The following is a 23,523-nucleotide window of genomic DNA, read 5'->3' on the forward strand; positions in this document are numbered from 1 at the left end:
TCACTGTTTGTGTGTAATTACTTGCTCACCCTGTTCGGTAACCTGGAGCCAGCAACGCCGTTTCAACCCCATAGAGCAATAGAGGGTCTTTCAGCCAAAGGCGGTATTCCGGATCACGCAGCCGATGATCCGGCGAGCAGTCGACGCTCCATTTGCGCAGTACATAACCAGCGGTGGCACCGCGCAGGCGTAAACGCAATGCCCCACCGCTCATGCCGTAGTCCATCTCAGTGATATCCGAGTGCGGTTGATCCGGGTGAGGCACCAACTCGACCTCCAGTATCCGGCTCCACTGGACATCCTGTTCTGGGCGCTCGTATTCAGCGACAGGAGACTCCGCCAGCAGCTTTGGCCGTCTGATGCGGGTGATCACGAAGTCCCGAAATGCCTCGCGCTTGCGATCATAGCCACGCACGTGCCAGCGCAGGCCCGTATCGATCAAGGCAAACGGAACAATTTCTCTCTGGGTCTTGCCGCTGGCCAGGGAGTGATACTCCACTCGCAGAGGGCAGCGGTGATAGATGGCGCGGGTCACCATACCCAGCGTGTCCAGATCCGGCTGGGTAAGCCGCCCGGACGTTACGCAGGAGACTCCCGGCGCACTGCTCGCCGGCTCGCCATCGCCAAACCCTTCTGCGAGCCAGGCCAGTACCCGGTCAGCGGAGAAGGTGAAGATCGGTCGAAACTCTTTGGTCGGCGTATAGATTTTGCTACTACGGTCGTACTCCAGGTTGTTGCCTGCCAGCTCGCGATAGGTGGCTAGATCGCGCGTGGCTGCAGCCGTTTGAATGCCGAAACGCTGAATCAAATCCTGTCGCCCTATCTCTCCGACAAACCGCAGACGCAATTCGAGGTAAGCCAGGCGGTCGCGTTGGGCTTGCGTTAGCTGCGAGAGAGCTTCAGTGGTCATGGCTACGCTGGTCGTGGTGAAAGCGGTGGACAGCATAAATTGCGATCACAACGCCAGCAACCAAAAATCATAAAAACGATATTTACAGATCATTTTGATTCGTAATAGCCTAATACAATCTTCAGGCACTGCGCTGCCTACCCCCCCAGCGAGGGATCTCAACATGTGGCTATTTACCAATTTCGGTTTCTTTTCGGTCGTGTAGAAACCCACTGCCACTGAAACGATTGAGCCACTGTTCCAGGGGAGGCATGCACATCAAGCCCCCTGGAACAGTGGCTTAGCTTGAACCCTGCACGATTACGCTGCCCGCTACCCTCGACGAGGACGTTTCAGCAGACCAGTCCGCAGGCATCGAGCTCCCTCAGGCCTCAAGCGCAGGTGCTGAGCATCTTTGACGAGATACTTCACCACCTTGTGGACATGGCGCCGAATCGCTCGATCACTCCTCTCGATGCGACCGATACCACATTCGTCGCCGTACTGATCCTTATCGTGGTTGCAGCTGTACATGTAGCCCTGGCCATGCGTGATGTCTTCCCACAACTCGCCGAGCTGAATGGCCTTGAAGACATCTCTACGCACCTCGTTGCCATTGAAAAAGTAGGCAGCATGGATGTGGTAACCCCCACCATCATTCCGATCCCCTTGCTCCACCGAGTAGATATGGCCAATAAGGTGGTCGAAGATTGAGTTACGCCGGTGCTCGGCAATCAGTTGCTCCAAGTCCTTAAACACATACTCGGCTCGTAGCCTGACCTGGGCTTCAGAACGGTAGTGAAAGTCGACCCTGACGATGGTGATACGCGAGTAGAGCTCCCATAAGGCATCGGAATAATCACAAACACGGCCCTCCTGCTGCCTGGCTTGAAGACGACGGTCATCCTTCTTACGGCGATACCATAGTTCGCGTGTCAACTGACGGATCCGAGCGACCAAAACGTTCATGCTGTGATGGTGATCGAGCCAAGCCGTACCCCTTTCATTCAGGCAGACAGGACCATCAGGGTGACGCTCCAGTCCAATGTCCTGACATGCTTCCCTAAACGCTCGTAGGTGCTCGCTGTAGCGGTATTCAACCCGGTCATCGAACAGATCCATCATCTGCCGGATGTGAGTGAAGTATCTGGAGAGTCTGGTCTCCTCAACTCGCTCATAACCTATACGGGTTTGCCTGAACCGAAAGGCTGGGCTGTCATGCTGTTCGATAGCCTTGACGAGTCGTTCAATCTGGATGGCGATGTCGGACTGGGAAAGGTAGGTGTAGGTATTGCGCTTGGTCATGGTGGTGTACCTGATTAGTTTTTCGCATATCAGGGACGTGGTGGGTTTACTTTTAACCGATGACGTATCGCTAGCTTGAGCAGTAGGTGCTATGAAATAGATTGGCTATTGAATGACTGCTGATTGATAGTTAATAGCTATATAACTAGAAGCACCTCAGCCCAAGGCGGACGACTCCGATCAGGCTTGGCAATGGGGAGCAACATTGCCAAGCCTGTCGAGAGATTGACCCATTTGGATCCTGGGAGAGTTAGCTGAGAACACAGGCTTTTCCCTAGCGGCATAAGCGCCATGACCAGTTATCAACCGGTCATGGCGCTTATGGTGGTTTCTAGCTGGCCATACTCAGGTGACCGGTGGACCGTACTGCAGTGCCCTCTGCAAGATCACGCTCCTCAATCCTTGCCAGGATCCAATCGTGCACCTCGCTATCGACCCAGCCAACGCAGCGGTCGCCCAGTGATACCGGTTTCGGGAAGGTGCCTTCCGCGATGTATTTGTAGATGGTCGACCGGGCCAGGCCGGTCGAGTCGATGACTTCTTTCAGGCGGATGATTCGCATGAGCAGGCTCCTCTGTGGCTCAGAGGATCTGCAAAGGCGGTATGAAAAAACTCGAAGGCTCGGACACCTACTCGGTTAGCAAGCCAAACTCGTAGCGGTTCCGCACATTCAGGTCAGCCTCGCTGTCGAACTCACGAAGGAATCCACCACGGACATCCTTGTAGACAATGCAGGCCTTCTGATTCTCGGGAACCGGATAGACGATCAGGGAAACGACCCTCAAGCGGTCATCCCCCTCTTCCAACCTTGGTTTCGGCTCCGGGATCAGCCTGATCAACTTGGGCTTGTATCCCGGCCAAGCCTTTCCATTGAGCCTCTTCTTCAGGTGCTCCGCCCACTCAAATGCCACTTCAAAGAAGTGGTCGGGCGCTCCAGGCCAGTAGTAACCGGCATCGCTCTGCCCCGGCTTGCCGACCTTCAATTGCTCTAGCTCTCGGAAGATCATGCCGTCCAAAGACGCAGGAACGTTGCCATACTTCTCACACTGCCCCTCTCCCCATGTCAATGAAAGTAGATGCGACGTGTACCTGGCCACCTTGTGATAGAGCACATCCAGCACCGCGGGCCCCAAAGAAAGAAGAGCCCCTGTAACATCAGGAGGCAGGCCGCTGGCCAGCCTTTCATTGCGAGATGGCCCAGCCTCCGCATAAACCAGCACGGCACATCTAGGGTGCTGCTCACCCAGTTGCGGATGATCGAGGTTCAGGTAGTAGGTACTGCGAACCTTGGCCCCAACGAAAAAACCATTGGATACACCCGGTACATGAACACGAATGAAACCCAGGCTGACTAGCCGCTTCACCTGGTGCTTGAGCGCAACTGAACTCAAACCCGTCATTGCTCGAAGCTTCGCCTCCCCCACCACGGTCACAACCCCACACTGATCGGCAAAGGTTAAAAGGGCAGCCAAAACCATTCTCGTGGCAGCCCCCAGGCGCCCACAGGCCCCAGGAGCGGCCGGCCGCCCATCCTTGCGTACCTGCTTACGAGCAACCTTGCTCTTCCCCGCCTCGGCTTCAGGTAGCGGCCCCTCAGAATAAATCTCAGGCTCTCTAAAGAGACGCAGGACCAGATCCTGATGAGCGACCTCGCCCCTTCCTGGCTTTGCGAGCAGATCGAGCAGGTACTGCGACGCCTCATATTCCTGCCCGGGACGCCCCACCTTGTCTATCTGCTTCTGGGTCACCAGCAGTCCGGCCTCAACCAGCTCGCGTGCTGCGTCTCTGACTAACCGCTCTGTCAGGCAAAGGAGCTTTGCAACCGGCTTGACCTTGAACGAAGCTCCAAAGACGGCCCGCTCTCTACAGATCAACGCTTGAAGGAAATACCTTGACTCTGCTTCAACATCTAGTGCTTCTGAAAAAACTATCAGCGTAGACACTTACAAAATCCTAAAAACCGTAAATTTAGATGAGATTTTATACTCTATTTTTTCAGTCTTTATAATTCATGTAACGAATGTGTTAACGAGCCTGTTACCAGTTCAGCTAACATAGGCATTAACGTAACGTGAAAATACTCTTATAACTGGACATGTAGCAGTAGCGTTAACAGTACGCGGTAACTGAGAGCTACCGCTGCCCAGATTTGGGTATCGATCAGGAGGTTCCGAGAATGAAGGAGACTGGGATGACGCCGAGCTGGCTCAATGAGAAGGACAGCGATGAGTGGCGGTGGGCTGCCGGCTACCTATCGAGCCGATGCTCCTCGTCACTGCAAGACAAGCTAAGCCTGCTCGCGGACGTCGACTTCAGCCGTCTAGTCAGGTCGATCCATGCTCTCGAATCCGAGGCTGAAGGCGTAAAGCTCATCGAGCGGTTGAGAAACGCCATCAGACAAAGGCGATATCGCTTGTCTAAGGGCGGGAGAAAGACCTGTTCCTTCACGCTCCCACTCGAAACCAAGACCACTCTGAAGCGCCTCGCCAAACTCAACAAAACCACTGAGACGGCACTGATTGAGCGCTTGATTGAAGGCGCAGTCCAAGTAGCCTCCATACAGAAAGAGGCGATGCGTCGCGAAGCTCAAATGACCAAGGTCATACACAACTCGCGCAAGCTTGAACAAGAACTGGACAAGGTTCGGATTGATGAGACCAAGAAACAGCTGCATCACTGCATGAAGCAGCTCGCGCGGTGGGAATCATTTTTGAAAGAGGAGCTGCCAGAGCTATCCCTAGAAGACGAAGCAGCCGCAGCGGCTCTTGCAGAGAAGCGCCTGCGCGTAATCCAGGAGGCCATCAATGCAGCCGTAGCGAAAAACGAGATGCTGAGCCCGAGGTCGATCTGAGCAATTGCGAGCCTGAAGCATAAACGTGACCCTTGGATCTTCCGCACGCTCCCGCATCCTGAGTTCAAAGACAGCCGAGCGGTATTCCAAATAGTATTCCAGTAAAATTTTCGAACCGTGATTTACTATATATTTCAAATAGATAGAAACTCAGTTCAGATTACCCCGGCTCAACGAAAAGAGACATCCATGGACGTCTTTTTTGTACCTGGCGTTCCATCAACCACAATGATAGTGTCGCCCCATGACTACCCATTGCCTCACCTCGACAACCACCACCACGACCGCATCAAGCGGAGCGTGCGAGGTGTCGTGAGCCAATAACAAACGAACACTTCAAAGGCCCGCCAGCAATGGACAGGGCCTTTTTTATGCCCTTGTGTCGCTGGTTCACACGCAAGGAGATGCACCCATGTACGCCCTGTTGATACTGGATATCCAAGTCGGACTCATCCACGGCCCAGAAAAACCATGGCGCTGCGACGAGCTGTTGGAAACCCTCAACACCCTGATGGACAAGGCCCGCAGCGCAGGCGCGCCGATTTTTCTCGCGCGTCACATCGGCCCCGCTGGCTCGCCAATCGAACCGGGCAGCCCGCTTACGTTGATTGCACAGGAACTGAAGTTAATGGGCGGGGAAGTGGTGTTCGAAAAACGCCGGCCCAATGCTTTTGCGATGACCGAACTGGCTGACAATTTGCGCGCTTGCGGCGCTACTGGCGTGGTAGTCACTGGGATGAAAACGCAATACTGCGTCGACAGCACCTGCCGTGCCGCGCGTGATCTTGGCTTCGATGCGGTGCTTATCGCCGACGGTCATACCTGTTCTGACACGCCCTTGATGAAAGCCGAGGCCATCGTGGCTCATCACAATGCCACGCTCAACGGGCCGTTCTGCCAGTTGGTTCAGGCTGAGGACTGGAGTTTTTAACAGAGCCTGACGACGGGGGAGGTTAACAGGGCTGGGCTTCGGAATTTTCCCGCAAGATGCCGAGCTGTCGGTGAACTAGCGCACTCAGCCCAACAAGCCTAGCCTCCCCCTGTCGCTGCAAAATCAGCGACCGGGTTTAGCAGCTCGGTTAATATCAAGGCCTGCAAAGCCACCATCCGTTCGAGCGATGCTTTCAGCATCCGCTGGTTCGTATCATGGCGGCTGTGCGTGGGGCACTTTCGGGTGCGCCGGGTTCCTTGATTCCTGGTCTGCTAACCCGCGTACGGTCGCCACCCTTTTCGTTTAGCAGCGATGTCTGGCGACTCCATCAATCAAGGAGTTTCAGCCATGAAAAAGATCACCCCCAATCCCCCAACGACCCTCTTCACCCTCGCCGAAAACATCCACCCCGAAACCCTGCTAATCCAAGCCAGCGAAACCCTCGCCTCCCTCAACGCCATGACCACCGACCTGGCTTTCGAACTTGAAGGCGCGCACCGCCACAAGTTGCTGGGCGCCCAACAATTGATCGTTCTGGGTGAGCTACTGGTAGAACGAGTCTTGAACACCCAACCATTCACTACCCAGACGCCACAACCCTAAAACACGCAAACGGGCGAGCTGCCTCACCGCATCTCGCCCGCTGGCATCCCCTCACACTTCCCATTACCCTGACGGCCTTTATCAGACAACCGGAAGTCAGATACCCGTGCTCAAGCCCTTCGCCGTCATCGCCCTCGCCTTCATCCCTTCATTCGTCACCGCTGCCGAGCTGGCCGGGGTTTGGCAAGGTACTTTGGGCAAGTCCGCTATCACCGTCTGTTTCAACGGCGCCGACGGGGAGCATGGCAGTTATTACTACCAGCGCATTCGTACCCCTATCCAATTGACTCAGACCAACGACGCCGCCCGCTGGGTAGAGGAAGGAAACACCGGTTTCTGGGCCCTGCAAAAACCTCAGGCCGATACCCTTTCGGGTGCCTGGAGCAAAACCGATGGCGGTGCGCCGCTGCCACTGGCCCTGCGCCGCATTGGCACGGACGGCTGCGGCAGCGATGCCTACAACGCGCCCATGGAAGCTGCGCCGCTGCCAATCAAGACTGAGAAGAAGACTTTCCACAACCACACCTACCAGCTCAAGACCCAAGGCCCCCGCGTCACGCTCAAGCTGGAGGGCGATAGCCCGGCGGTGCAGAAGATCAACCAGCAACTCGCCGCGTTGGCCGTCAATGACGAAGATCTAACCGACTATTTTTATGAACGACGTGAATACCTGGGTCGAAACGGTTCGGTCTATACCAGTGAGATCGAGGTTGAGCCTGCCTATTGGTCATCGCAATTTCTCACCGTGCGGTTCTACCGCTGGGCCGCGGGCCAAGGCGCCATGGGCATCAGTTGGGGCCTGCACTCCTGGAACCTGCAAACCGGCGAGAGTGTGGACCCGTGGGCCTGGCTCGGCGGCCATCAGCAATGGCATGACGCCTATTCCGGCCATTTGAAGCTGCCGGCCGCCTTCAGCACTTGGCTGGCCAAGCAAACCACCACCGACGAGGGCTGCCCGGCGATCACCGATTATTCCAACTTTCACCTCAGCTTCAACACCCAGGGCCTGCAACTCTCGACACCGGCCAATGGTGACGGTTGCGACAACGACTTGCCCTTCACCTGGGAGCAGTTGGAGCCGGTGCTGACCGCACAAGGCAAAGCGGCACTGCCCAGTTTGAAACTGCCTTGACGCGCCGGAGAAAAACCCCGCGGCCGTTCACCAAAGGTTAAGAATCGCGCTCGTATACTCCCTGACTACCCATGACCGGTCGCCCGATCGGTCTCATGCCTCGGTAGCCAGACTCCATGACGCGCCCCGCTCCCCTGCTGCTCTTGCTTGCTGCTCTGTTGTTCTTCTTCGCCCTCGGCAACCACGAGCTGCAAGGCTCTACCGAAGCCCGGGTGTCCGGGATCGCCATGGCGATGCACTTGGACAATGACTGGGTGGTGCCGCGCCTGTTTCGTGAACCCTTCCTGGAAAAACCGCCCCTGAGCCTATGGCTGGATGCCGGGGCGATTCGCCTGTTTGGCGCCAGCACCGGGGCGGTGCGCCTGGCGTCGGCGTTTGCCGGGTTGTTCAGTGTGATGCTGTTGTACGGGATGTTGCGTCGGTTCGGGCGGCCGCAGACGCTGGCGTTCAGCGCTGCGCTGATCCTGGCGACCATGGCCAGTTATTGGGGCAATGTGCGGGGTGTGGGTGAGGATTCGTTGCTCAGCCTCGGTGTCACCGCGGCCCTGCTGGGGTTTTACCAGGCGGTACGGCCCCAGCGCGAAGGTTCGAGTACCTGGGCCTGGGCGTTGTTTACCGCCGGGATGGTCATCGCTACGTTGAGCAAGGGTGTGTTGGGCCTGGCGATGCCGGGCATTGTGATTTTCGTGTACCTGTTCAGCACCAGCCTGATGGATAAACGCCTGCGGCTGGGCGATTGGCTCAAGCCGGCGCTGTTCACGCTGTTGGCGTTGGTGCCGCTGCTGATCTGGCTGGGGTTTCTGTTTCAGCGCGGTGGGATGCAGGCGGTGGGTGAGGTGTTATGGACCAATAGCGTCGGGCGCTTCAGTGGTTCGTTCGTCGAGGCCGGGCATTACGAACCTTTCTACTATTACCTCGCGAAACTGCCCGAGGCCTTCCTGCCCTGGAACATCCTGGTGTACCTGGGCCTGTGGCACTTCCGCAAAAGCCTGGTGCGTAACCGCTATCGGTTGTTTTTCAGTGTGTGGCTGGTGGCGCAGTTCACTCTGCTGACCTTGGCTTCCAGCAAACGCACGGTGTACTTGATGGCGCTGACGCCAGCCGCTGCGGTGCTGGCCGCCGAATATGCGCGGGTGTTGCTGGAGTGGGCCAAGGACCATAAGCCGGGGCTGTACCGTTTTCATCGGCGCATTATCGGTGGGGTTTTCGCCCTGGCCATCGCCTGCTACCTGAGCGCAGCGTTCTGGTTTGCACCCAAAGCCGATGTGCGCCATTCATTCGTACACGTGATCAGCCAGATCCAGACCCTGCAAGACGAAGGCAGGACGGTGGCGATGTACCAACCCAACGAGCGCATCGACGGCGCCAGCGTGTTCTACCTACAGGCCTACTTGCCAATCCTGAACACCGAAGCCGAACTGCGCGCCTTCCTCAGCGCCAAGCCCGGCAACGTGGCGTTGACGGACCACACCGACCGGCTGAAAGAGCCGGTCACGGTGATCAAGCAGATGGCAGTCAACCGCCAGCCTTACTACTTCGTGGAGCAGTAAGGCCGGCGCGGGTTATCAATGCTTGGTGAGTTTGTCCAGGTAGCCCATGGCAAACGCCGAGACCACGAACGTCATGTGGATGATCACGTACCACATCAGGTGCTGTGGATCGACGTTCTTGGCGTCCATGAAGATCCGCAGCAGGTGGATGGAGGAAATCGCCACGATGGAGGCCGCCACTTTCATCTTCAGCGACGAAGAGTCCATGGTGCCCAGCCAGTTGAGCTTTTCCTTGTTCTCGTCGATATCCAGCTGCGACACGAAGTTCTCGTAGCCGGAAATCATCACCATCACCAGCAAGCCACCGACCAGGGCCATGTCGATCAACGACAGCAGCAGCAGGATCACTTCGGCTTCCAACATGGTGAAGATGTTGGGAATCACGTGAATGATTTCCTGGAAGAATTTCAGCGCCAGGACCAGCAAGCCCAGGGACAGGCCCAGGTAGATCGGCGCCAGCAGCCAACGCGAGGCGTACATTGTATTTTCGATAAAGCGTTCCATTGAATCTCACACAGCTTGGCTAAAAATGGCGCCGAGTATACCAGCCGCCACCCGGCCCCTGTCACCGCGAGAAAACTGACCCAAGTGGCATCTGTAAGAGAATTTTTCTGCTAGTGTCGAGGCCATTCACTCGGCTCGATGATGTCGGACAGGAAAACTCAGATGATGGATGTGCGATCCCCTTTGGCCACTTTCGGCCTGTGCGCGGCGTTGCTGATGGCCAGCGGCTGCTCCCCCAAAGAAGAGCAGAAGCAGGCGACCCTCGAAGAGAAAACCACGAAGTTCGAACAGTCCCTGGACAGCATCCAGGATTCCAAGCTGCGCGATGCCATTGCGGACCTGGGCGGCTCGCTGTTGTTGCTGGAACGTGCGCGCGTCAAGCTCGCCAGCAAGCCCATCGAAGCCGAATACGGCGAAGACAGCCTGGCCCTGCTCAAGCATTACCCTACGCCCCAAGCGCTGGTGAACACCTACATCAATGGCCTGTTCGTGCTGCGCAAAACCTCGCATTCCGACTACCTGACGGATTTGCAGCCGGTCTTCCCGTTCAACTTCAACGCCCCTGACCAGTTCCCCTTCCCCCATGGCCTGGAATGGCAGTCGGTCACCCTGAGCAACAATAAAGTCATTCCCTTCCAGCCGGAATGGTCAGAAACCGACCCCGGCATCCAACTGAGCCCCAGCAGTTCCAACCTGACCAACCCCGACGACCTGACGGTGACCTACCCGTTTATTGAAGGGATCGAGACGGAAAACAAGAGCCAGCCACAACCCATCAGCCTCAAGGGCGCGGTGGAAGTGATCACCCCGGGCAAGGTGCTGACGTTTGACCTGACCAAACAAGACGTGGGCCATAAACGCACCGACGGCAATATCACCCTCAACCTGCTGACGCTGGAAAAGAACTACGCCGAGATTGAACTGACCAACAGCCAGCCCCTGGCCGCCGAAGTGGGCGATGCGTCACCCAACCCACTGCTGGTGCAGGCACGGGACAGCACCGGGCAGTTTCTGACCCGCTCAGGCTCGATCAACGAGAGTGCCGCGCAAGTGGCGTTCTATGAAAAACAACTGGCCGAGATGCAAAAACAGACCGCGTGGTCCGATGCCTTCGATCAACAGCTCACCGACGCGCAAAAAGCCTTCGAGCGCCAGCAGACCAGCCATTACGCCAAGGTGTATTTCAACGGGCTGATCGATAACCTGCAGGTGAATGTGCTGGATTTCTCCAAGGCCACGCTCACCCGTAAAGACCTGGACCTGCCGGTGATGCGCTTTGACAGGAACAGCCTGCAAAAGACCGTACAGCCCCTGCCAATGCCGGTCACGGTGTATGACGACGGCGCCGCCAGTTGGCTCAAAGATGCCTCGATGACCGAGGACCAACTGAAAAACAGCGTCACCATCAGCCAATCAACCGAAGACGCCAGTGCCGCAAAAATCGTGTTCGACCACCCGTTCACCTTCAATGACGACCTGGTCGGTGCCGAGCGCAACAACAGTGACGCGCCTATCACCTTCTTCACCGCCGACGACAAGGGCGAGCGCGGCGAGCCTATCGAGCTGCCGACCGAGGCTTTCGAGCTGAACGCCGTCAGCGGCACGCTCACCTACGACCTCAACCTGTTCCCGGAAACCCCGGCGTTTGTGGTGGGCTCGGTCCCGTTGTTTTTGGCCACCATCGAGAAGGCCACGATTGACGCCGCCAAGCTGCCCAAGGGCCTGTCGCTCAAGGACAACGCGCTGATCGTCGACCAGAAGGACTTCCCCGCCGACAGCTGGCGCTTCTACGCCAAGGATGCCAGCGGCAATTACCTCAAGGAGATCCTCGGCGTCAGCCACCGCGCCGAGGAATACGGCACGGCGATGTTTGACGTGCATTACTTCTACGGCCAGCCGACCACGCTGGAAAGTTACCAGCGCACCGACCTCAGCACCGTGCAGTACGGCTTTGAGGTGAAGCTGGACAAGCCTGAGAGCAAATAGCCCTGGGTGGACGCGGAGCGTCCGGGGCGGCGTTACCACGCGGAGCGTGGGAACGATCCTCAGAGGGCTAGCCGCTCCTGGCCGCCATTGAGTTGGCGCAGATGAGCCTGCAGGTGCAGGCACCAGATTTGCGGCTCGTCCATTTGCTCGTAGCCGTGCAAGGTCAGGCTATCAACGATGGTGCCCAGCATGCGTTCTGCCACGAAGGGCCCATGGAACGGGCCCTGGGATTTGACGGTGGAAGGCTGCTCGCCCGACATGCCGGCGGCAAACAACAGCGTCCACATCCCGTTATCCCCGGCGAGAGGGCGAATGGAGCATTCGATACGGGTAACCAGGCCCAGGCACTGGCGAGTAAGGCAAAGGTTGCGCGACATGGCGGCGCCCCTCGGTAGATCGGTGTTCAGCCCCAGCGCAAGGCGAGGCTGTTTCTATCCTGCGACTCCTGTGGATATCCCTGAGTCTGAGAATAGAAGAAAAACACGACAAACCAAGGTTGTAGGGACCAACGGGCGTTGGTCCCCGAGAATGGAGTCAATTTTGTGGCACGCTAAACGCGCCCCAAAACACCACGGACCACTGTGGGAGCTGGCTTGCCTGCGATGACAGACTCATAGCCAACCTCCCAGTTGGCTGATACACCGCTATCGCAGGCAAGCCAGCTCCCACCTTGACCGAGTGATGACAGCAATCAGGTCGGCTTGGCTTCGGCCAACGCCTGCTGCGCCAGCTCCTTTTCCGCCTCCTTCAAATCTTCCTCACTGATCATCTCGGCAATCGCCCTCAAGCGCTCCACCACCCGCGCATTCACGGTGCCTTCCGGGAACTGCCCCTCGGCGTCCGGCTCACCGGCATCCTCGCCCACCAGCAGGCTCAAGGCCTCATCCGCCTGGCGCACCGCATAGATATGGAATTGCCCGGCACGCACGGCCTGCAACACCTTCTCGTCGAGCATCAACGTGGCCACGTTGGCCTGAGGGATGATCGCACCCTGCTCACCAGTCAACCCACGGGCTTCGCAGAGGCGGAAGAAGCCTTCGATCTTCTCGTTGACCCCGCCCACCGCCTGCACTTCACCAAACTGGTTGATCGAGCCGGTAATGGCAAAACATTGCTTGAGCGGCGTCTTCGACAAGGCCGAGATCAAGGTGCACGCCTCGCCCAGGGACGCACTGTCGCCGTCCACATACCCGTAGGACTGCTCCAGGGCAATACTGGCGGAGATGGCCAACGGGAATTCCTGGGCATAACGGCTGCCCAGGTAACCGGTGAGGATCATCACGCCCTTGGAGTGAATCGGCTGGCCGAGGTTAACTTCGCGTTCGATGTCGACAATACCGCTACCGCCCGGGTATACCGTGGCGGAAATCCGCGCCGGCACGCCGAATGCCGAGTCGCCGACCTCCAGCACCGTCAAGCCGTTGCACTTGCCCACAGCCGCGCCGGCGGTGTCGATCAGGATGACGCCAGCGAGCATGTCGTCGAGAATCCGCGCCGACACGCGGCCGGTGCGCGTGGCCTTGGCCTTGAGGGCGCGCTCGATATGCCCGGCATCGGTCATTTCGTCGCCGGCCAGGTGGCGAATAAAGTCCGCCTCGCTGACCAACTGGAACAGGTCGCCAATACGCGCCGACAAACGGCCCTGATGTTCGGCCAGGCGTGCGCTGTAAGTCGCCAGGCGCGCGACCGCATCCGAGGTCAGCGGCGCCATGCCCTCCTCCGAAGTACGGGTTTTGAGCAACTGGGCGAACTGCTCCAGGCTTTCGTCGACCATGGGGATGTCTTCGTCGAAGTCCACCAGTACGCGGAACATCTCCTGGAAGTCCGGGTCGGCGTCCTGCAAGGCGTAATACAACTGGCGCGAGCCGATGATGATCACCTTGACCTGCAAGGGAATCATCTGCGGGTTGAGGGTCACGGTGGCCAGGCGGCCGAGTTCGCCCAGGGGCGATTCCATCTTCAGTTTGCGCGATTGCAGGGAGCGCTTGAGCGCATCCCACACAAACGGCTCGCTGAGCATTTTTTCGGCTTCCAGGATCAGGAAACCGCCGTTGGCGCGGTGCAACGCACCTGGACGCAACTGGCGATAGGTGGTGTAGAGCGCGCCCTGGTCGGTGCTGTATTCGATTCGGCCGAACAGGTTGTCGTAGGTCGGGTGCGGTTCAAACACCACCGGCGCGCCACCGTTGACCGAGTGCCCCACCACCAGGCTCGGGCAGTATTGTTCCTCAAGTAGCTTGCGCGCCTGGGCGTCGGTCTTGGCGTCGTCCACCAATTGCTCCACCACGGTTTTGAGCAGGTACACCTGCATGGCCTGCAGGTAGCCACAGACGCCGGCGTTTTCTGCGTATTTTTCCGACAACGGCGCCAGCAAAGGCTGCAGGGCCAGGGTGATGGTTTCTTCGTTGAACTGGCGCAGCTGGTTGTTGGACTCACGCTTCCACTGCGGCAGGCTGGCCAGCTCTTCGTTGAGGCGCTCTTCCAGCTCGGAGATATCGGTGTGGAAGCGCTCGCGATCGGCTTCCGGCAGTTGCGAAAACTCGGCTTCATCCAGCGCCTTGCCGTCGAGCATCGGCGTGAAGGCGATGTTGGAGCTGTCGCGGTACAGCGCCACGTCTTTTTCCAGGGCCAGGCGCTCGATCACGTCCAGCGCTTTGTCGTAGCGCTGGTTGAACGCCCGGTCGATGGCGCTTTTACGCTGTTGATAAGTCGGGTGCTCGAACACCGCCGGGAAGGTGGCGACCAGGTTGTCGACCAGGCCGTTGATATCGGCGATAAACGCCGCGGCGGCGCCACCCGGCAATTCCAGGGCACGAGGCTCGCGGGGCTCATCGAAATTATTCACATAAACCCAGTCCGCCGGGGTTTGCAGGCGCTTGCCTTCGGCTTTGAGGTAGCGTTTGACGAACGAAAAGCGGCCGGTGCCCGGCTCGCCCATGACAAACACGTTGTAACCGGGGCGTGGCATGGCCACGCCGAACTGCAAGGCTTCAACCGCACGTTCCTGGCCAAGCACACCGCGAAAGGGCTCCAAATCATTGGTGGTCGAGAAGCTGAACTGTTCAGCGGAGAAAGGGCGAGTCAGCGCTTCGGGCGCTAGACGCAAGCTGGCAGCAACAGGATCAGACATCGGGCTTCCTTACATCAGGCGGGGCAGATGGGGCATTCTGGCTCCCGGTTGAGCGCTCTGGCAAGGCGCGCTTTCGGGAAAGCATAGCCATCGCATGCGTCCTGCAAAAAAATCGCCCGCCACTGAATGTTTATAAAAAAACACGGAACCCTGGGAACGTGCCTAAACTCCAAACTGCGCGGGTTGGACTAATAACTGGCCCCTAGGGTGCGTTGAGCACCTGAACCCTTGTCCATTGGTTTGCACACAAAGAGAACAAAGCTATGAAACGGATCCTTCTTGGTACTCTCTTCACCGTCGTCTCCCTCAATGCAATGGCAGAAGCACCAGGTGGCCCGAACTGCGGTTGGGGCAACATGTTGTTCGAAGGCCAGCGCGGTACTCCGGCCCACTTCCTCGCCTCCACCACCAACGGTACTTCGGGTAACGCCACCTTCGGCATGACCTCGGGCACCAACGGTTGCAGCACCAACAGCGCCCTGACCTACGGCGGCAAGTCCTGGATTGCCATGAATGGCATGATGAACGAGCTGTCCGAAGACATGGCCAAAGGCAACGGCGAAGCGCTGACCACCTACGCGGTGGTACTGGGTGTTGCGCCGGAAGATCGCGATCACTTCGCGGCCGTGACCCACGAGCACTTCCAGCAGATCTTCAGCAAGGCTGACGTGACCGCTGACGACGTGCACAACAACACCATTGCCGTACTGAAAAGCGATGCCCGTCTGGCGAAATACGCAACCCAGGCTTAAGCTCGACCTGCCCGCGCCTTTCGAGGCGCGGGTTTTATTTTTTCGACCCGCCCACCTTGGGTCTTTTTTTCCGTCCGACTTAAGTAGCCTCCATGCTCAAACGCCTCGCTTGCCTGGCTCTCTTCGCCTGCGCCCCGCTGCATGCGGCACCGCACCTCGACGATCAACGTTTGCAGCAACTGGCCAATGATCCGTTCTGGCTGTCGCTGGGGCACTACGAAGCCGGCAAAGTCAGTGGCTGGCGCAGCTACGTCAGCGACAAGAAATTCTTCCTCGCTCCCGATGGCGCACACCATCCGGACGCCGAACTCAAGGCGACCGTTGATGCGCTGTATGCACCGGCCAGCCTGGGTGAAAAGCACGCCCAGTGCGTTTACCCCGCCCGTACACGCTGGCTCAAGGCGCAGTTGCAACTGAACGACCTGCCCGCCCTGGAGTGCAAAGAGTTCACCCAATGGTTCAAGGACGTCGCGCCCCATAGCGCAGTGATGATCTTCCCGGCGGCCTACCTCAACAGCCCGTCGTCGATGTTCGGCCACACCCTGCTGCGCATCGACCAGGCCGACGTGCAAAGCAACAACACCGCGCTGCTCAGCTATGCGATCAACTTCGGCGCCTATATCGAAGGCTCCGACAACAGCATCCTCTATGCCTGGAAGGGCTTGATGGGCGGTTATCCGGGCCTGTTCGCCCTGGTGCCCTATCAGGAGAAACTCTCGGAATACCGCAGCCTCGAAAACCGCGATTTGTGGGAATACCGCTTGAATCTCACCGAGGTCGAGACCAAGCGTATGGTCGAGCACGTGTGGGAGCTCAAGCAGATCCAGTTCGATTACTTCTTCTTCGACGAAAACTGCTCCTACCGCCTGCTCGAACTGCTGCAAGTGGCCCGCCCTGGCCTGCGTTTGACTGAGCAATTCCCACTCACCGCGATCCCTACCGACACGGTCAAAGCGGTAAAAGATGCAGGGCTGGTGGAGAAGATCGACTATCGCCCCTCCCGTGAACGTGAACTGCTGGAACGCGCCAAGCCACTCGATAGCGATGAGCAACAGTGGGTGCTGAAAATCAGCGACGACCAAAAGCAACTGCAGGAACCGGCATTCAAAGCACTGCCCCGCGAGCGCCAGGCACTGATCGTGGATGCTGCTTACCGCCTGGGCCGCTACCGCGCCAATGGCCTGGAGCGCGACGCGACACGCTCCCAGCGCAGCTTCGAACTGCTGCGCGCGATCAACCAGAACCCGGCACCAGACCTGAAAATCACCCCGCCTGGCCTGCCGGAAAACGGCCACGAGTCGCGCACCTGGCAAGCCGGCATCGGCACCCGCGGCGACAAAGCCTTCGGCGAATACGGCCTGCGCATGGCCTACCACGACCTCAACGACAACGCCGAAGGCTTCCCCCTGGGCGCGCAGATCGAAATCCTGCAAATGAAACTGCGCCAGTACGAAGGCAATCACTGGCAGCTCCAGCAACTGGACCTGGCCACCATCCGCTCGCTGACGCCACGCAATGCGCTGCTGCAACCTTGGTCGTGGCAAGTTACCGGCGGCCTGGAGCGGGTGCCGGGCAAACACGACGACGAAACCCTGGTCGCCCACGTCAACGGCGGCGCGGGCGGCACCTGGCAACTCTCCGACGACATGCTCGGCTTCGCCCTCGGCACCGTGCGCGTGGAGCACAACAACGACTTCAGCGAAGCCATCTCCCCGGCGGCAGGGTTCAACACCGGCGTGCTGTGGAAAAACCCGTTGGGCAATCTGAGCCTGGAAGCCAAGGGGGATTTCTTCACCAATGGCGAAGTGCGGCGCAGCATCAGCCTCAACCAGCAATGGGAACTGTCGCGCAACCTGGGCCTGCGCCTGAGTGCCCAGCGTGAGTACAGCCACCTGTCCACGCCAGTGAATGAAGTGATGCTTGAGCTGAAGTGGTACCACTACTGATTAATGAGTGCGGGCTTGCTCGCGATATACGGTATATCAGCCAAGGTTTAAGTGACTGACGCACCGCCATCGCAGGCAAGCCAGCTCCCACAGGTTTTATACTCGGCCCACAACTTTCTGACCTGCCTTTCACACCGCCCCAACAAATCCCCTTCTAGACTTCCCTTATCAGCCGTAAAACGGCCAGGGAGTACGCCATGTGGCGGTATGCGGTCATGCTGTGCGCGGTGGTGGGGTTGTCGGGTTGCCAGTCAACCCATCAGGAATTGCTGGCCAAAGGTTATCCACCCGCCTTCGCCGATGGTTTTGATGACGGTTGCAGCAGCGGTCGCCAGGCCGCTGGGGTGATTACGGGGGCGTTTCGCAAGAATGTGCCGCGCTATCTGAAAGACCGGCCATACGCCGAAGGTTGGGAAGATGGGTTTCGTCAGTGCAAGGCCATGCGCGAGAGCCAGGAACTGCGCGATTACGAGGAAAACCGCAGGGACGACCGCGAGCGCGATTGGCAGCAGGAAAAAGATCGTGACGCCGCCAAAGCCTATCGCTCACGCTGATCGTTCCCACGCTCCGCGTGGGAATGCCGCCCTGGACGCTCCGCGTCCGCTCGCGAGGTCGTGACGCGGAGCGTCACAGGATGCATTCCCACGCGGAGCGTGGGAACGATCAGCCCGCGAACGTGGCCCAACTTCCATAGGAAGGAGAACGCCATGAGCCGAGCTTTTGTAAATGAAGATAACGCGGCGGCCCAGGCTGATCAGCCGGTGGAGCGCCAGGTCAGCGCGCAACCTAACCGCCTGACCGCGCAAGGGTTGGCGCAATTGCAGGCCAAGGTGGCGCAGTTGCAAGGGGAGCACAGCGACGAAGCCGCCAAGGGTGAGCAGGCCGATAAACAGCGCCAGGCGGATCTTGAGCGGGACCTGCGCTACTTCAACCAACGAGTGCAGAGTGCCCAGGTAGTCGCGCCGGCCACGTCCACCGACAAGGTGCAGATCGGCAGTTGGGTCACGTTCGCCAACGAACAGGACGAACAGCAGCGCATCCAGTTGGTCGGTGAAGACCAGGCCGATGCCAACGCAGGCTTGATCAACTGGGGCTCGCCCCTGGGCCGTGCTTTGTTGGGCGCCCAGGTGGGCGACGAGGTGCTGTGGCAGCGCCCCGTCGGCGATCAGTTGATCGAAGTGTTACGCGTCGAACCCGAGATTTAAACGATGCCTTGGGCCAGCATCGCGTCAGCCACTTTCACGAAGCCTGCGATGTTGGCGCCCTTGACGTAGTTGATACGGCCGTTTTCTTCACCGTAATGCACACAGGCATGGTGGATCGACTGCATGATGTTGTGCAGCTTGCTGTCCACTTCCCCGGCGGTCCACAGCAGGCGCATGGCGTTCTGCGACATTTCCAGACCGCTCACCGCCACACCACCGGCATTGGACGCCTTGCCCGGTGCAAACAGAATGCCCGCGTCGATAAAGATATCCACAGCCTCCAACGTGGTCGGCATGTTCGCGCCTTCGGCCACGCAGAGGCAACCGTTGCGCAGCAAGGTACGCGCTGCTTCGGCGTCGAGTTCGTTCTGGGTGGCGCAAGGTAGTGCGATATCGCAGGCCAGTTCCCACGGCGCTTGGCCTTTGCGGAACTCCAGGCCGAAACGTGTGGCCAGTTCACTGATACGCCCGCGCTGTACGTTTTTCAGTTCCAGCAGGGCCGACCATTGTTCTTCGGTCAAACCACTTTCGGCGTACAGAGTGCCTTCGGAGTCCGACAGGGAAATCACCTTGCCGCCCAGGTCCATGACCTTGCGCGCCGCGTATTGCGCCACGTTACCGGAGCCGGACACGGCCACACGCTTGCCTTCGACGCGCTGGCCTTGGCGCTTGAGCATTTCCTCGGCGAAATACACACAGCCGAAACCGGTGGCTTCAGGGCGGATCAGGCTACCGCCATAGGTCATGCCCTTGCCGGTCAGCACTGAGGTGAATTGATTGCTCAGGCGTTTGTACTGGCCGAACAGGAAGCCGATTTCCCGTGCGCCCACGCCGATATCGCCGGCCGGTACGTCCACGTCCGCACCAATGTGGCGGTACAGCTCGCTCATGAACGCCTGGCAGAAGCGCATCACTTCGGCGTCGCTCTTGCCCTTGGGGTCGAAGTCCGAGCCGCCTTTGCCGCCGCCCATGGGCAGCGAGGTCAGGGAGTTCTTGAAGGTCTGTTCGAAGGCGAGGAATTTCAGCACACCCAGGTTGACCGAAGGGTGGAAGCGCAAGCCACCTTTGTAGGGCCCAATGGCGCTGTTCATCTGGATACGGAAACCGCGATTGACCTGGACCTTGCCGTGGTCATCCACCCACGACACCCGGAACGTGATCGCGCGCTCTGGCTCGCAAATGCGTTCCAGAATGCCCGAGGTCAGATAACGGGGGTTGGCTTCAAGAAAGGGCCACAGGCTGCGTAGGACTTCTTCTACAGCCTGGTGGAATTCCGGTTGGTCCGGGTCGCGTTTCTTGAGGCGGGCAAGGAAGGAATCGACGGATTCGGTCATGAACAGTCTCGGCAAATTGATTGTTGTTAAACGGAGATTGAGCCGGACTTTATCAATTCGTTTCGCACCGTGACAGGGCAAAATGTCGCCTTTGTGAAATCAAATGGTGCAATAAGTATAAATAACTGCCTTCTTTTGCCCTTAAATGGGGATTTCACTCTGAGTTTTGCACCAACAGGTAGGCCGTTATCGCAGGCAAGCCAGCTCCCACATTGGATCGAGTACACCGGTCATGTGGGAGCTGGCTTGCCTGCGATAGCGGCGGTGCAGTTACAGATGCAGCGACTGACCCACCGCTTTCGCGAGCAAGCCCGCACAGCATTTACCCACAGACCCGCGCATGTCTCTAGCGCGTACCGGGCACCAGGTCGAGTATCTCGTCGATGCCCAGGCAACGTGGCTCCAGTTCCAGCGTCCTGCCATTGGCGAGTATGCCGACGGCAGTATCGCGCATGGCCAGGTAGGCACTGCGCAACATGTGATTGGCATAAATCACCGCGTTGAAACCTGCTCGCTCCAGCACCTCGAACTTCAGGTGAACATAGCTGGTCGGCACGCAAATCAGCGGTACTCTGGGCCGCTGCAGGCGAAACTGCCGGGCGAATTCCAGGATTTCCAGGCCATCCTGCTTGCGGCTGTGGATCATGATGCCATCCGCCCCCGCCTCGACATACGCCAGGCACCGCGCCATCGCCTCTTCCATGCCGCGATCCAGGATCAAGCTTTCACACCGGGCAATCATCATCAGCCCTGAGCCGGTGCGACTCGTGCACCCGGCCTGGAGCTTGGCGCAAAAGGCCTCGATGGACTCCTGCGCCTGGTCGACCTCGATGCCCAAGAGTGAATTCTTCTTCAGGCCGCATTTGTCTTCGATCACCACCGCCGAGACGCCTGCGCGCTCCAGCATCTTGATATGAATCGCGAAATGTTCGGCCTTACCGCCGGTATCGGCATCGAATATCAGCGGCAGCGAGCACACATCGAATATTTCGCGAATCCCCGGCAATCGGTTACTGGGCGAAAGGATTTCGATGTCGGGTAACCCGCGCTGGGTCGAGTCGGTCAGCGAACTCGACCAGATGGCGTCGTACCCCACCGTATGCCCGGGGCTGATTTCCAGCCTGGCGCGCTGCGCGAGCAACGCCGATATCGGGCTATGGGCTTCGAGTACACGCAGGCAACGGTTGCTATCCAACAGCGCCGACAGAGGCCGTCGGCGCGCTTCGGTATCCATCATAGGGTTCAGGCTCCTTATCAGCGGCACAACAAGGGTTATCGGACAGCCTCAATCCCAGGCGGGCTGTTCGCACTTGAGCACCGACGCCATCTTTTGCAGATGTTCGCAGGCCCTGGCCACGTACTCCCTGGAGAGCCGTGCGATACGCGCGTAATCCACGGCCTGCCCGGTGGCGCTGGCATACAGCCGCAACGCCTCAGCGGCATGCTTGAAGTGGCGTGCTTCCACGCTGCCGCAATGCACGCTGAGAAAACTTGCGACGCGGCTGGCCTCACCGGCGCTGTAGCCCCGTACATCGCGCAACCACTGCTTCCATAGCGGGGTCATCAGGTTGTATTCGCCGGTATTGAACAACTCCGTCATGGCCATCATTTCCAGCGCTTCGATGAGTTGCGGCGCCAATGGGCGTTTTTTCCCCACCCAACCGGAGAACTCTTTGGTAATCGGGTTGAGGAATTTGTCTTGCAGGCGCCAATCATCGGAGCCGCAGATGGCCGAAGCCATGCGGTAATACAGCTTGGAATGGTGCGGATGCCCATGCATTTCACCCAGCCCGATGTCCTCGACAATGATCTCCCCACAATGGGCCGCCGCTTCGAGCATTTTCAACCGGGCGTCATCCGTCAACGATGCCGACTCCTGGAGGATGCGCACGATGACGCTCGAGACGGCATGGGCGGCGCCGTCCGGGCTACGCCAGCCACAGAAGAACGTACACAGTGACGACTCGCTCCAATTACTGGAGGTCATGTCGACATAGGTCTCGCAGTACGTGTCCAGCGCGGCGGTTTGACTGTTGAAACCGCTGAGCAGGGCCTGGGCCAGATGTCCGTCCTCGACATCCACCAGCGCCTGGTTCACGTACCCGATCAATTGGCGGCTCAGATTTTCCACGGCTCATATCCTTTTAAGGTGGGGTTAATGCGCAACGATTTCTGACATGAAACGACTAAAGCGTGTGAGGCCCTCAATCAGCGCTTCACGCTCAACGGCGTAGGAGATACGGATGCTGTTGCCGTCACCACAACCAGAGCCGGGCACTACCGCGATATGGGCCTCGGTCAATAACAGATCGGCCAAGTGGTCGACGTCACGAATAACGGTGCCCAGGTAGCGGCCCCCCAACTTGCGGGACACATCGATAAACAGATAGAACGCCCCTTCTGGCGGGGCGCACCGAATGCCGTCGACATGCCCCAGGCAGGTGCAGGCCGCGAGCAATTGCTGGTCGAGGAAGGCATTGACCTGGCGGGTAAAGTGCGGCGCGTCCGCCATCAGGCTGCCGAGCGCGGCATATTGGGACAGGCTGCTGGGGTTGGACGTCGTATGCCCTTGCAGGTTGTGCATGGCGGCGATGACTGGGGCGGGCGCGCACGCATACCCTACCCGCCAGCCGGTGACCGCGTGGCTCTTGGAAAACGAATCGACCAGTACCGTCTGATGTTTGAGCGGCGCAAACAGCGACACGATGTTGTGATGTTCATGGGGCGCGCGCACCAGTTTGCGGTAACACTCGTCGAACACCACCCAAAGCCTGTGTGCGAAGGCGAGCCGGGCAATACCCAGCAGTTCTTCGCGCTGATAAACCGTGCCCGTCGGATTGTTCGGGGTGTTGATCACAATCATCCGGGTGCGCGGGGTCAGGGCCTTCTGGACCGCTGCGCAGGTGAGGCGATAGTCATCCGCAGCCGTGTCGACATAGACGGGAACGCCACCGGCCAGTTGGATCTGGGTGGGGAAGGTTTCCCAGTACGGCACCGCGACGATGACTTCATCCCCCGGATTGAGCAGCACCATCGCGGCGTTATACAGCGCCTGCTTGGCACCGGCGGTCACCGCTATTTCATCGGCGGCGTAATTCACCCCGCAGCGCTGAGTGACCTGCTGCGCCAGCGCGTGGCGAAGCTGGGGCAGGCCGATGGGCGGCGTATAGCGGTTGCGGGCAGTGGCGAGCGCATCGGCCGCGGCGGTTTTCATCACCGGGCAGGCATCGAAGGACAATTCGCCAGCGGCAAAGTTGACCACGTTGATGCCGGCTTCTTTCAAGGCATTGGCTTTACTGCGCATGCTGGATGTGCCGGGTGCGCTAAGACGTTGCGCACGCTGGGACAACGGCAATGACACGGCAGACGGTTCACTGTTATTCATTGTTATACCTGCCAGAACAC

At 58.8% G+C, this 23,523-nt stretch carries 21 protein-coding genes; 10 read left to right on the forward strand and 11 right to left on the reverse strand.

The window, feature by feature from the left end; all coding sequences use genetic code 11:
* Nucleotides 1-25: 25 nt before the first annotated feature.
* The 4 genes from RHM69_RS16230 to RHM69_RS16245 all read right to left on the reverse strand — a co-directional run bounded on the left by RHM69_RS16230 (nucleotide 26) and on the right by RHM69_RS16245 (nucleotide 4,137).
* Nucleotides 26-910, reverse strand: a complete 885-nt coding sequence (locus RHM69_RS16230; RefSeq protein WP_322255302.1) for a helix-turn-helix transcriptional regulator — start codon at nucleotides 908-910, stop codon at nucleotides 26-28.
* A 312-nt stretch (nucleotides 911-1,222) separates the two neighbouring features.
* Nucleotides 1,223-2,194 carry an inovirus-type Gp2 protein gene (locus RHM69_RS16235; RefSeq protein ID WP_322255303.1) on the reverse strand — a complete coding sequence of 324 codons (972 nt, stop codon included), beginning with the start codon at nucleotides 2,192-2,194 and terminating at the stop codon, nucleotides 1,223-1,225.
* A 331-nt stretch (nucleotides 2,195-2,525) separates the two neighbouring features.
* Nucleotides 2,526-2,756: a helix-turn-helix transcriptional regulator gene (locus RHM69_RS16240; protein WP_282480066.1), complete on the reverse strand. Its 231-nt coding sequence runs from the start codon at nucleotides 2,754-2,756 to the stop codon at nucleotides 2,526-2,528.
* A gap of 67 nt (nucleotides 2,757-2,823) precedes the next feature.
* Nucleotides 2,824-4,137: a hypothetical protein gene (locus RHM69_RS16245; RefSeq protein ID WP_322255304.1), complete on the reverse strand. Its 1,314-nt coding sequence runs from the start codon at nucleotides 4,135-4,137 to the stop codon at nucleotides 2,824-2,826.
* A gap of 248 nt (nucleotides 4,138-4,385) precedes the next feature.
* Between RHM69_RS16245 and RHM69_RS16250 the strand changes: the two genes are divergently transcribed.
* The 5 genes from RHM69_RS16250 to RHM69_RS16270 all read left to right on the forward strand — a co-directional run bounded on the left by RHM69_RS16250 (nucleotide 4,386) and on the right by RHM69_RS16270 (nucleotide 9,261).
* Nucleotides 4,386-5,045, forward strand: a complete 660-nt coding sequence (locus RHM69_RS16250) for a hypothetical protein (RefSeq protein ID WP_322255305.1) — start codon at nucleotides 4,386-4,388, stop codon at nucleotides 5,043-5,045.
* A gap of 412 nt (nucleotides 5,046-5,457) precedes the next feature.
* Nucleotides 5,458-5,976: a cysteine hydrolase family protein gene (locus tag RHM69_RS16255; RefSeq protein ID WP_200600903.1), complete on the forward strand. Its 519-nt coding sequence runs from the start codon at nucleotides 5,458-5,460 to the stop codon at nucleotides 5,974-5,976.
* Between the two features lie 348 nt (nucleotides 5,977-6,324).
* Complete coding sequence (locus RHM69_RS16260) at nucleotides 6,325-6,579, forward strand: DUF6124 family protein (protein ID WP_060764095.1); 255 nt, start codon at nucleotides 6,325-6,327, stop codon at nucleotides 6,577-6,579.
* Nucleotides 6,580-6,685: 106 nt separating this feature from the next.
* Nucleotides 6,686-7,711: a hypothetical protein gene (locus RHM69_RS16265; RefSeq protein WP_200600904.1), complete on the forward strand. Its 1,026-nt coding sequence runs from the start codon at nucleotides 6,686-6,688 to the stop codon at nucleotides 7,709-7,711.
* Between the two features lie 116 nt (nucleotides 7,712-7,827).
* Nucleotides 7,828-9,261, forward strand: a complete 1,434-nt coding sequence (locus RHM69_RS16270) for an ArnT family glycosyltransferase (RefSeq protein WP_200600905.1) — start codon at nucleotides 7,828-7,830, stop codon at nucleotides 9,259-9,261.
* Nucleotides 9,262-9,276: 15 nt separating this feature from the next.
* On the opposite strand, the gene RHM69_RS16275 is transcribed toward RHM69_RS16270, so the two are convergent.
* Entirely contained in the window at nucleotides 9,277-9,765 is a 489-nt protein-coding gene (locus RHM69_RS16275; RefSeq protein WP_014719996.1) for a TIGR00645 family protein, read from the reverse strand.
* A gap of 162 nt (nucleotides 9,766-9,927) precedes the next feature.
* On the opposite strand from RHM69_RS16275, the gene RHM69_RS16280 reads away from it, so the two are divergent.
* Nucleotides 9,928-11,751, forward strand: coding sequence for a hypothetical protein (locus RHM69_RS16280; RefSeq protein WP_200600906.1), 1,824 nt, complete (start codon nucleotides 9,928-9,930; stop codon nucleotides 11,749-11,751).
* 59 nt (nucleotides 11,752-11,810) lie between these two features.
* Here the strand turns inward: RHM69_RS16280 and RHM69_RS16285 are convergent, their stop codons facing one another.
* Entirely contained in the window at nucleotides 11,811-12,128 is a 318-nt protein-coding gene (locus RHM69_RS16285) for a hypothetical protein (RefSeq protein WP_003194269.1), read from the reverse strand.
* Between the two features lie 314 nt (nucleotides 12,129-12,442).
* On the reverse strand, nucleotides 12,443-14,881 hold the full coding sequence (locus RHM69_RS16290; RefSeq protein ID WP_200600907.1) for a Lon protease family protein: 2,439 nt from the start codon (nucleotides 14,879-14,881) through the stop codon (nucleotides 12,443-12,445).
* 263 nt (nucleotides 14,882-15,144) lie between these two features.
* Between RHM69_RS16290 and RHM69_RS16295 the strand changes: the two genes are divergently transcribed.
* The 4 genes from RHM69_RS16295 to RHM69_RS16310 all read left to right on the forward strand — a co-directional run bounded on the left by RHM69_RS16295 (nucleotide 15,145) and on the right by RHM69_RS16310 (nucleotide 18,784).
* Nucleotides 15,145-15,633, forward strand: a complete 489-nt coding sequence (locus tag RHM69_RS16295) for a DUF3015 domain-containing protein (protein ID WP_003194274.1) — start codon at nucleotides 15,145-15,147, stop codon at nucleotides 15,631-15,633.
* Nucleotides 15,634-15,725: 92 nt separating this feature from the next.
* On the forward strand, nucleotides 15,726-17,579 hold the full coding sequence (locus RHM69_RS16300) for a DUF4105 domain-containing protein (RefSeq protein WP_072448318.1): 1,854 nt from the start codon (nucleotides 15,726-15,728) through the stop codon (nucleotides 17,577-17,579).
* Between the two features lie 197 nt (nucleotides 17,580-17,776).
* The gene (locus RHM69_RS16305) at nucleotides 17,777-18,133 is read left to right on the forward strand and encodes a hypothetical protein (RefSeq protein ID WP_019818009.1); all 357 of its coding nucleotides are present in this window, start codon (nucleotides 17,777-17,779) and stop codon (nucleotides 18,131-18,133) included.
* Between the two features lie 153 nt (nucleotides 18,134-18,286).
* Entirely contained in the window at nucleotides 18,287-18,784 is a 498-nt protein-coding gene (locus RHM69_RS16310; protein WP_014720002.1) for a GreA/GreB family elongation factor, read from the forward strand.
* On the opposite strand, the gene gdhA is transcribed toward RHM69_RS16310, so the two are convergent.
* The 4 genes from gdhA to RHM69_RS16330 all read right to left on the reverse strand — a co-directional run bounded on the left by gdhA (nucleotide 18,781) and on the right by RHM69_RS16330 (nucleotide 23,503).
* Nucleotides 18,781-20,118, reverse strand: a complete 1,338-nt coding sequence (gdhA, locus tag RHM69_RS16315) for an NADP-specific glutamate dehydrogenase (RefSeq protein ID WP_198833189.1) — start codon at nucleotides 20,116-20,118, stop codon at nucleotides 18,781-18,783. The two genes, RHM69_RS16310 and gdhA, sit on opposite strands and share 4 nt — an antisense overlap.
* Before the next feature lie 346 nt (nucleotides 20,119-20,464).
* Nucleotides 20,465-21,355 carry a phosphoenolpyruvate mutase gene (gene aepX, locus RHM69_RS16320; RefSeq protein ID WP_034126960.1) on the reverse strand — a complete coding sequence of 297 codons (891 nt, stop codon included), beginning with the start codon at nucleotides 21,353-21,355 and terminating at the stop codon, nucleotides 20,465-20,467.
* Between the two features lie 48 nt (nucleotides 21,356-21,403).
* Nucleotides 21,404-22,249, reverse strand: a complete 846-nt coding sequence (locus RHM69_RS16325; protein WP_073452133.1) for a hypothetical protein — start codon at nucleotides 22,247-22,249, stop codon at nucleotides 21,404-21,406.
* A 24-nt stretch (nucleotides 22,250-22,273) separates the two neighbouring features.
* Entirely contained in the window at nucleotides 22,274-23,503 is a 1,230-nt protein-coding gene (locus RHM69_RS16330; protein ID WP_200600552.1) for a pyridoxal phosphate-dependent aminotransferase, read from the reverse strand.
* Nucleotides 23,504-23,523 lie beyond the last annotated feature (20 nt).

This window comes from Pseudomonas sp. CCI1.1 (genome assembly GCF_034348165.1).
Classification (GTDB): domain Bacteria; phylum Pseudomonadota; class Gammaproteobacteria; order Pseudomonadales; family Pseudomonadaceae; genus Aquipseudomonas; species Aquipseudomonas paracarnis.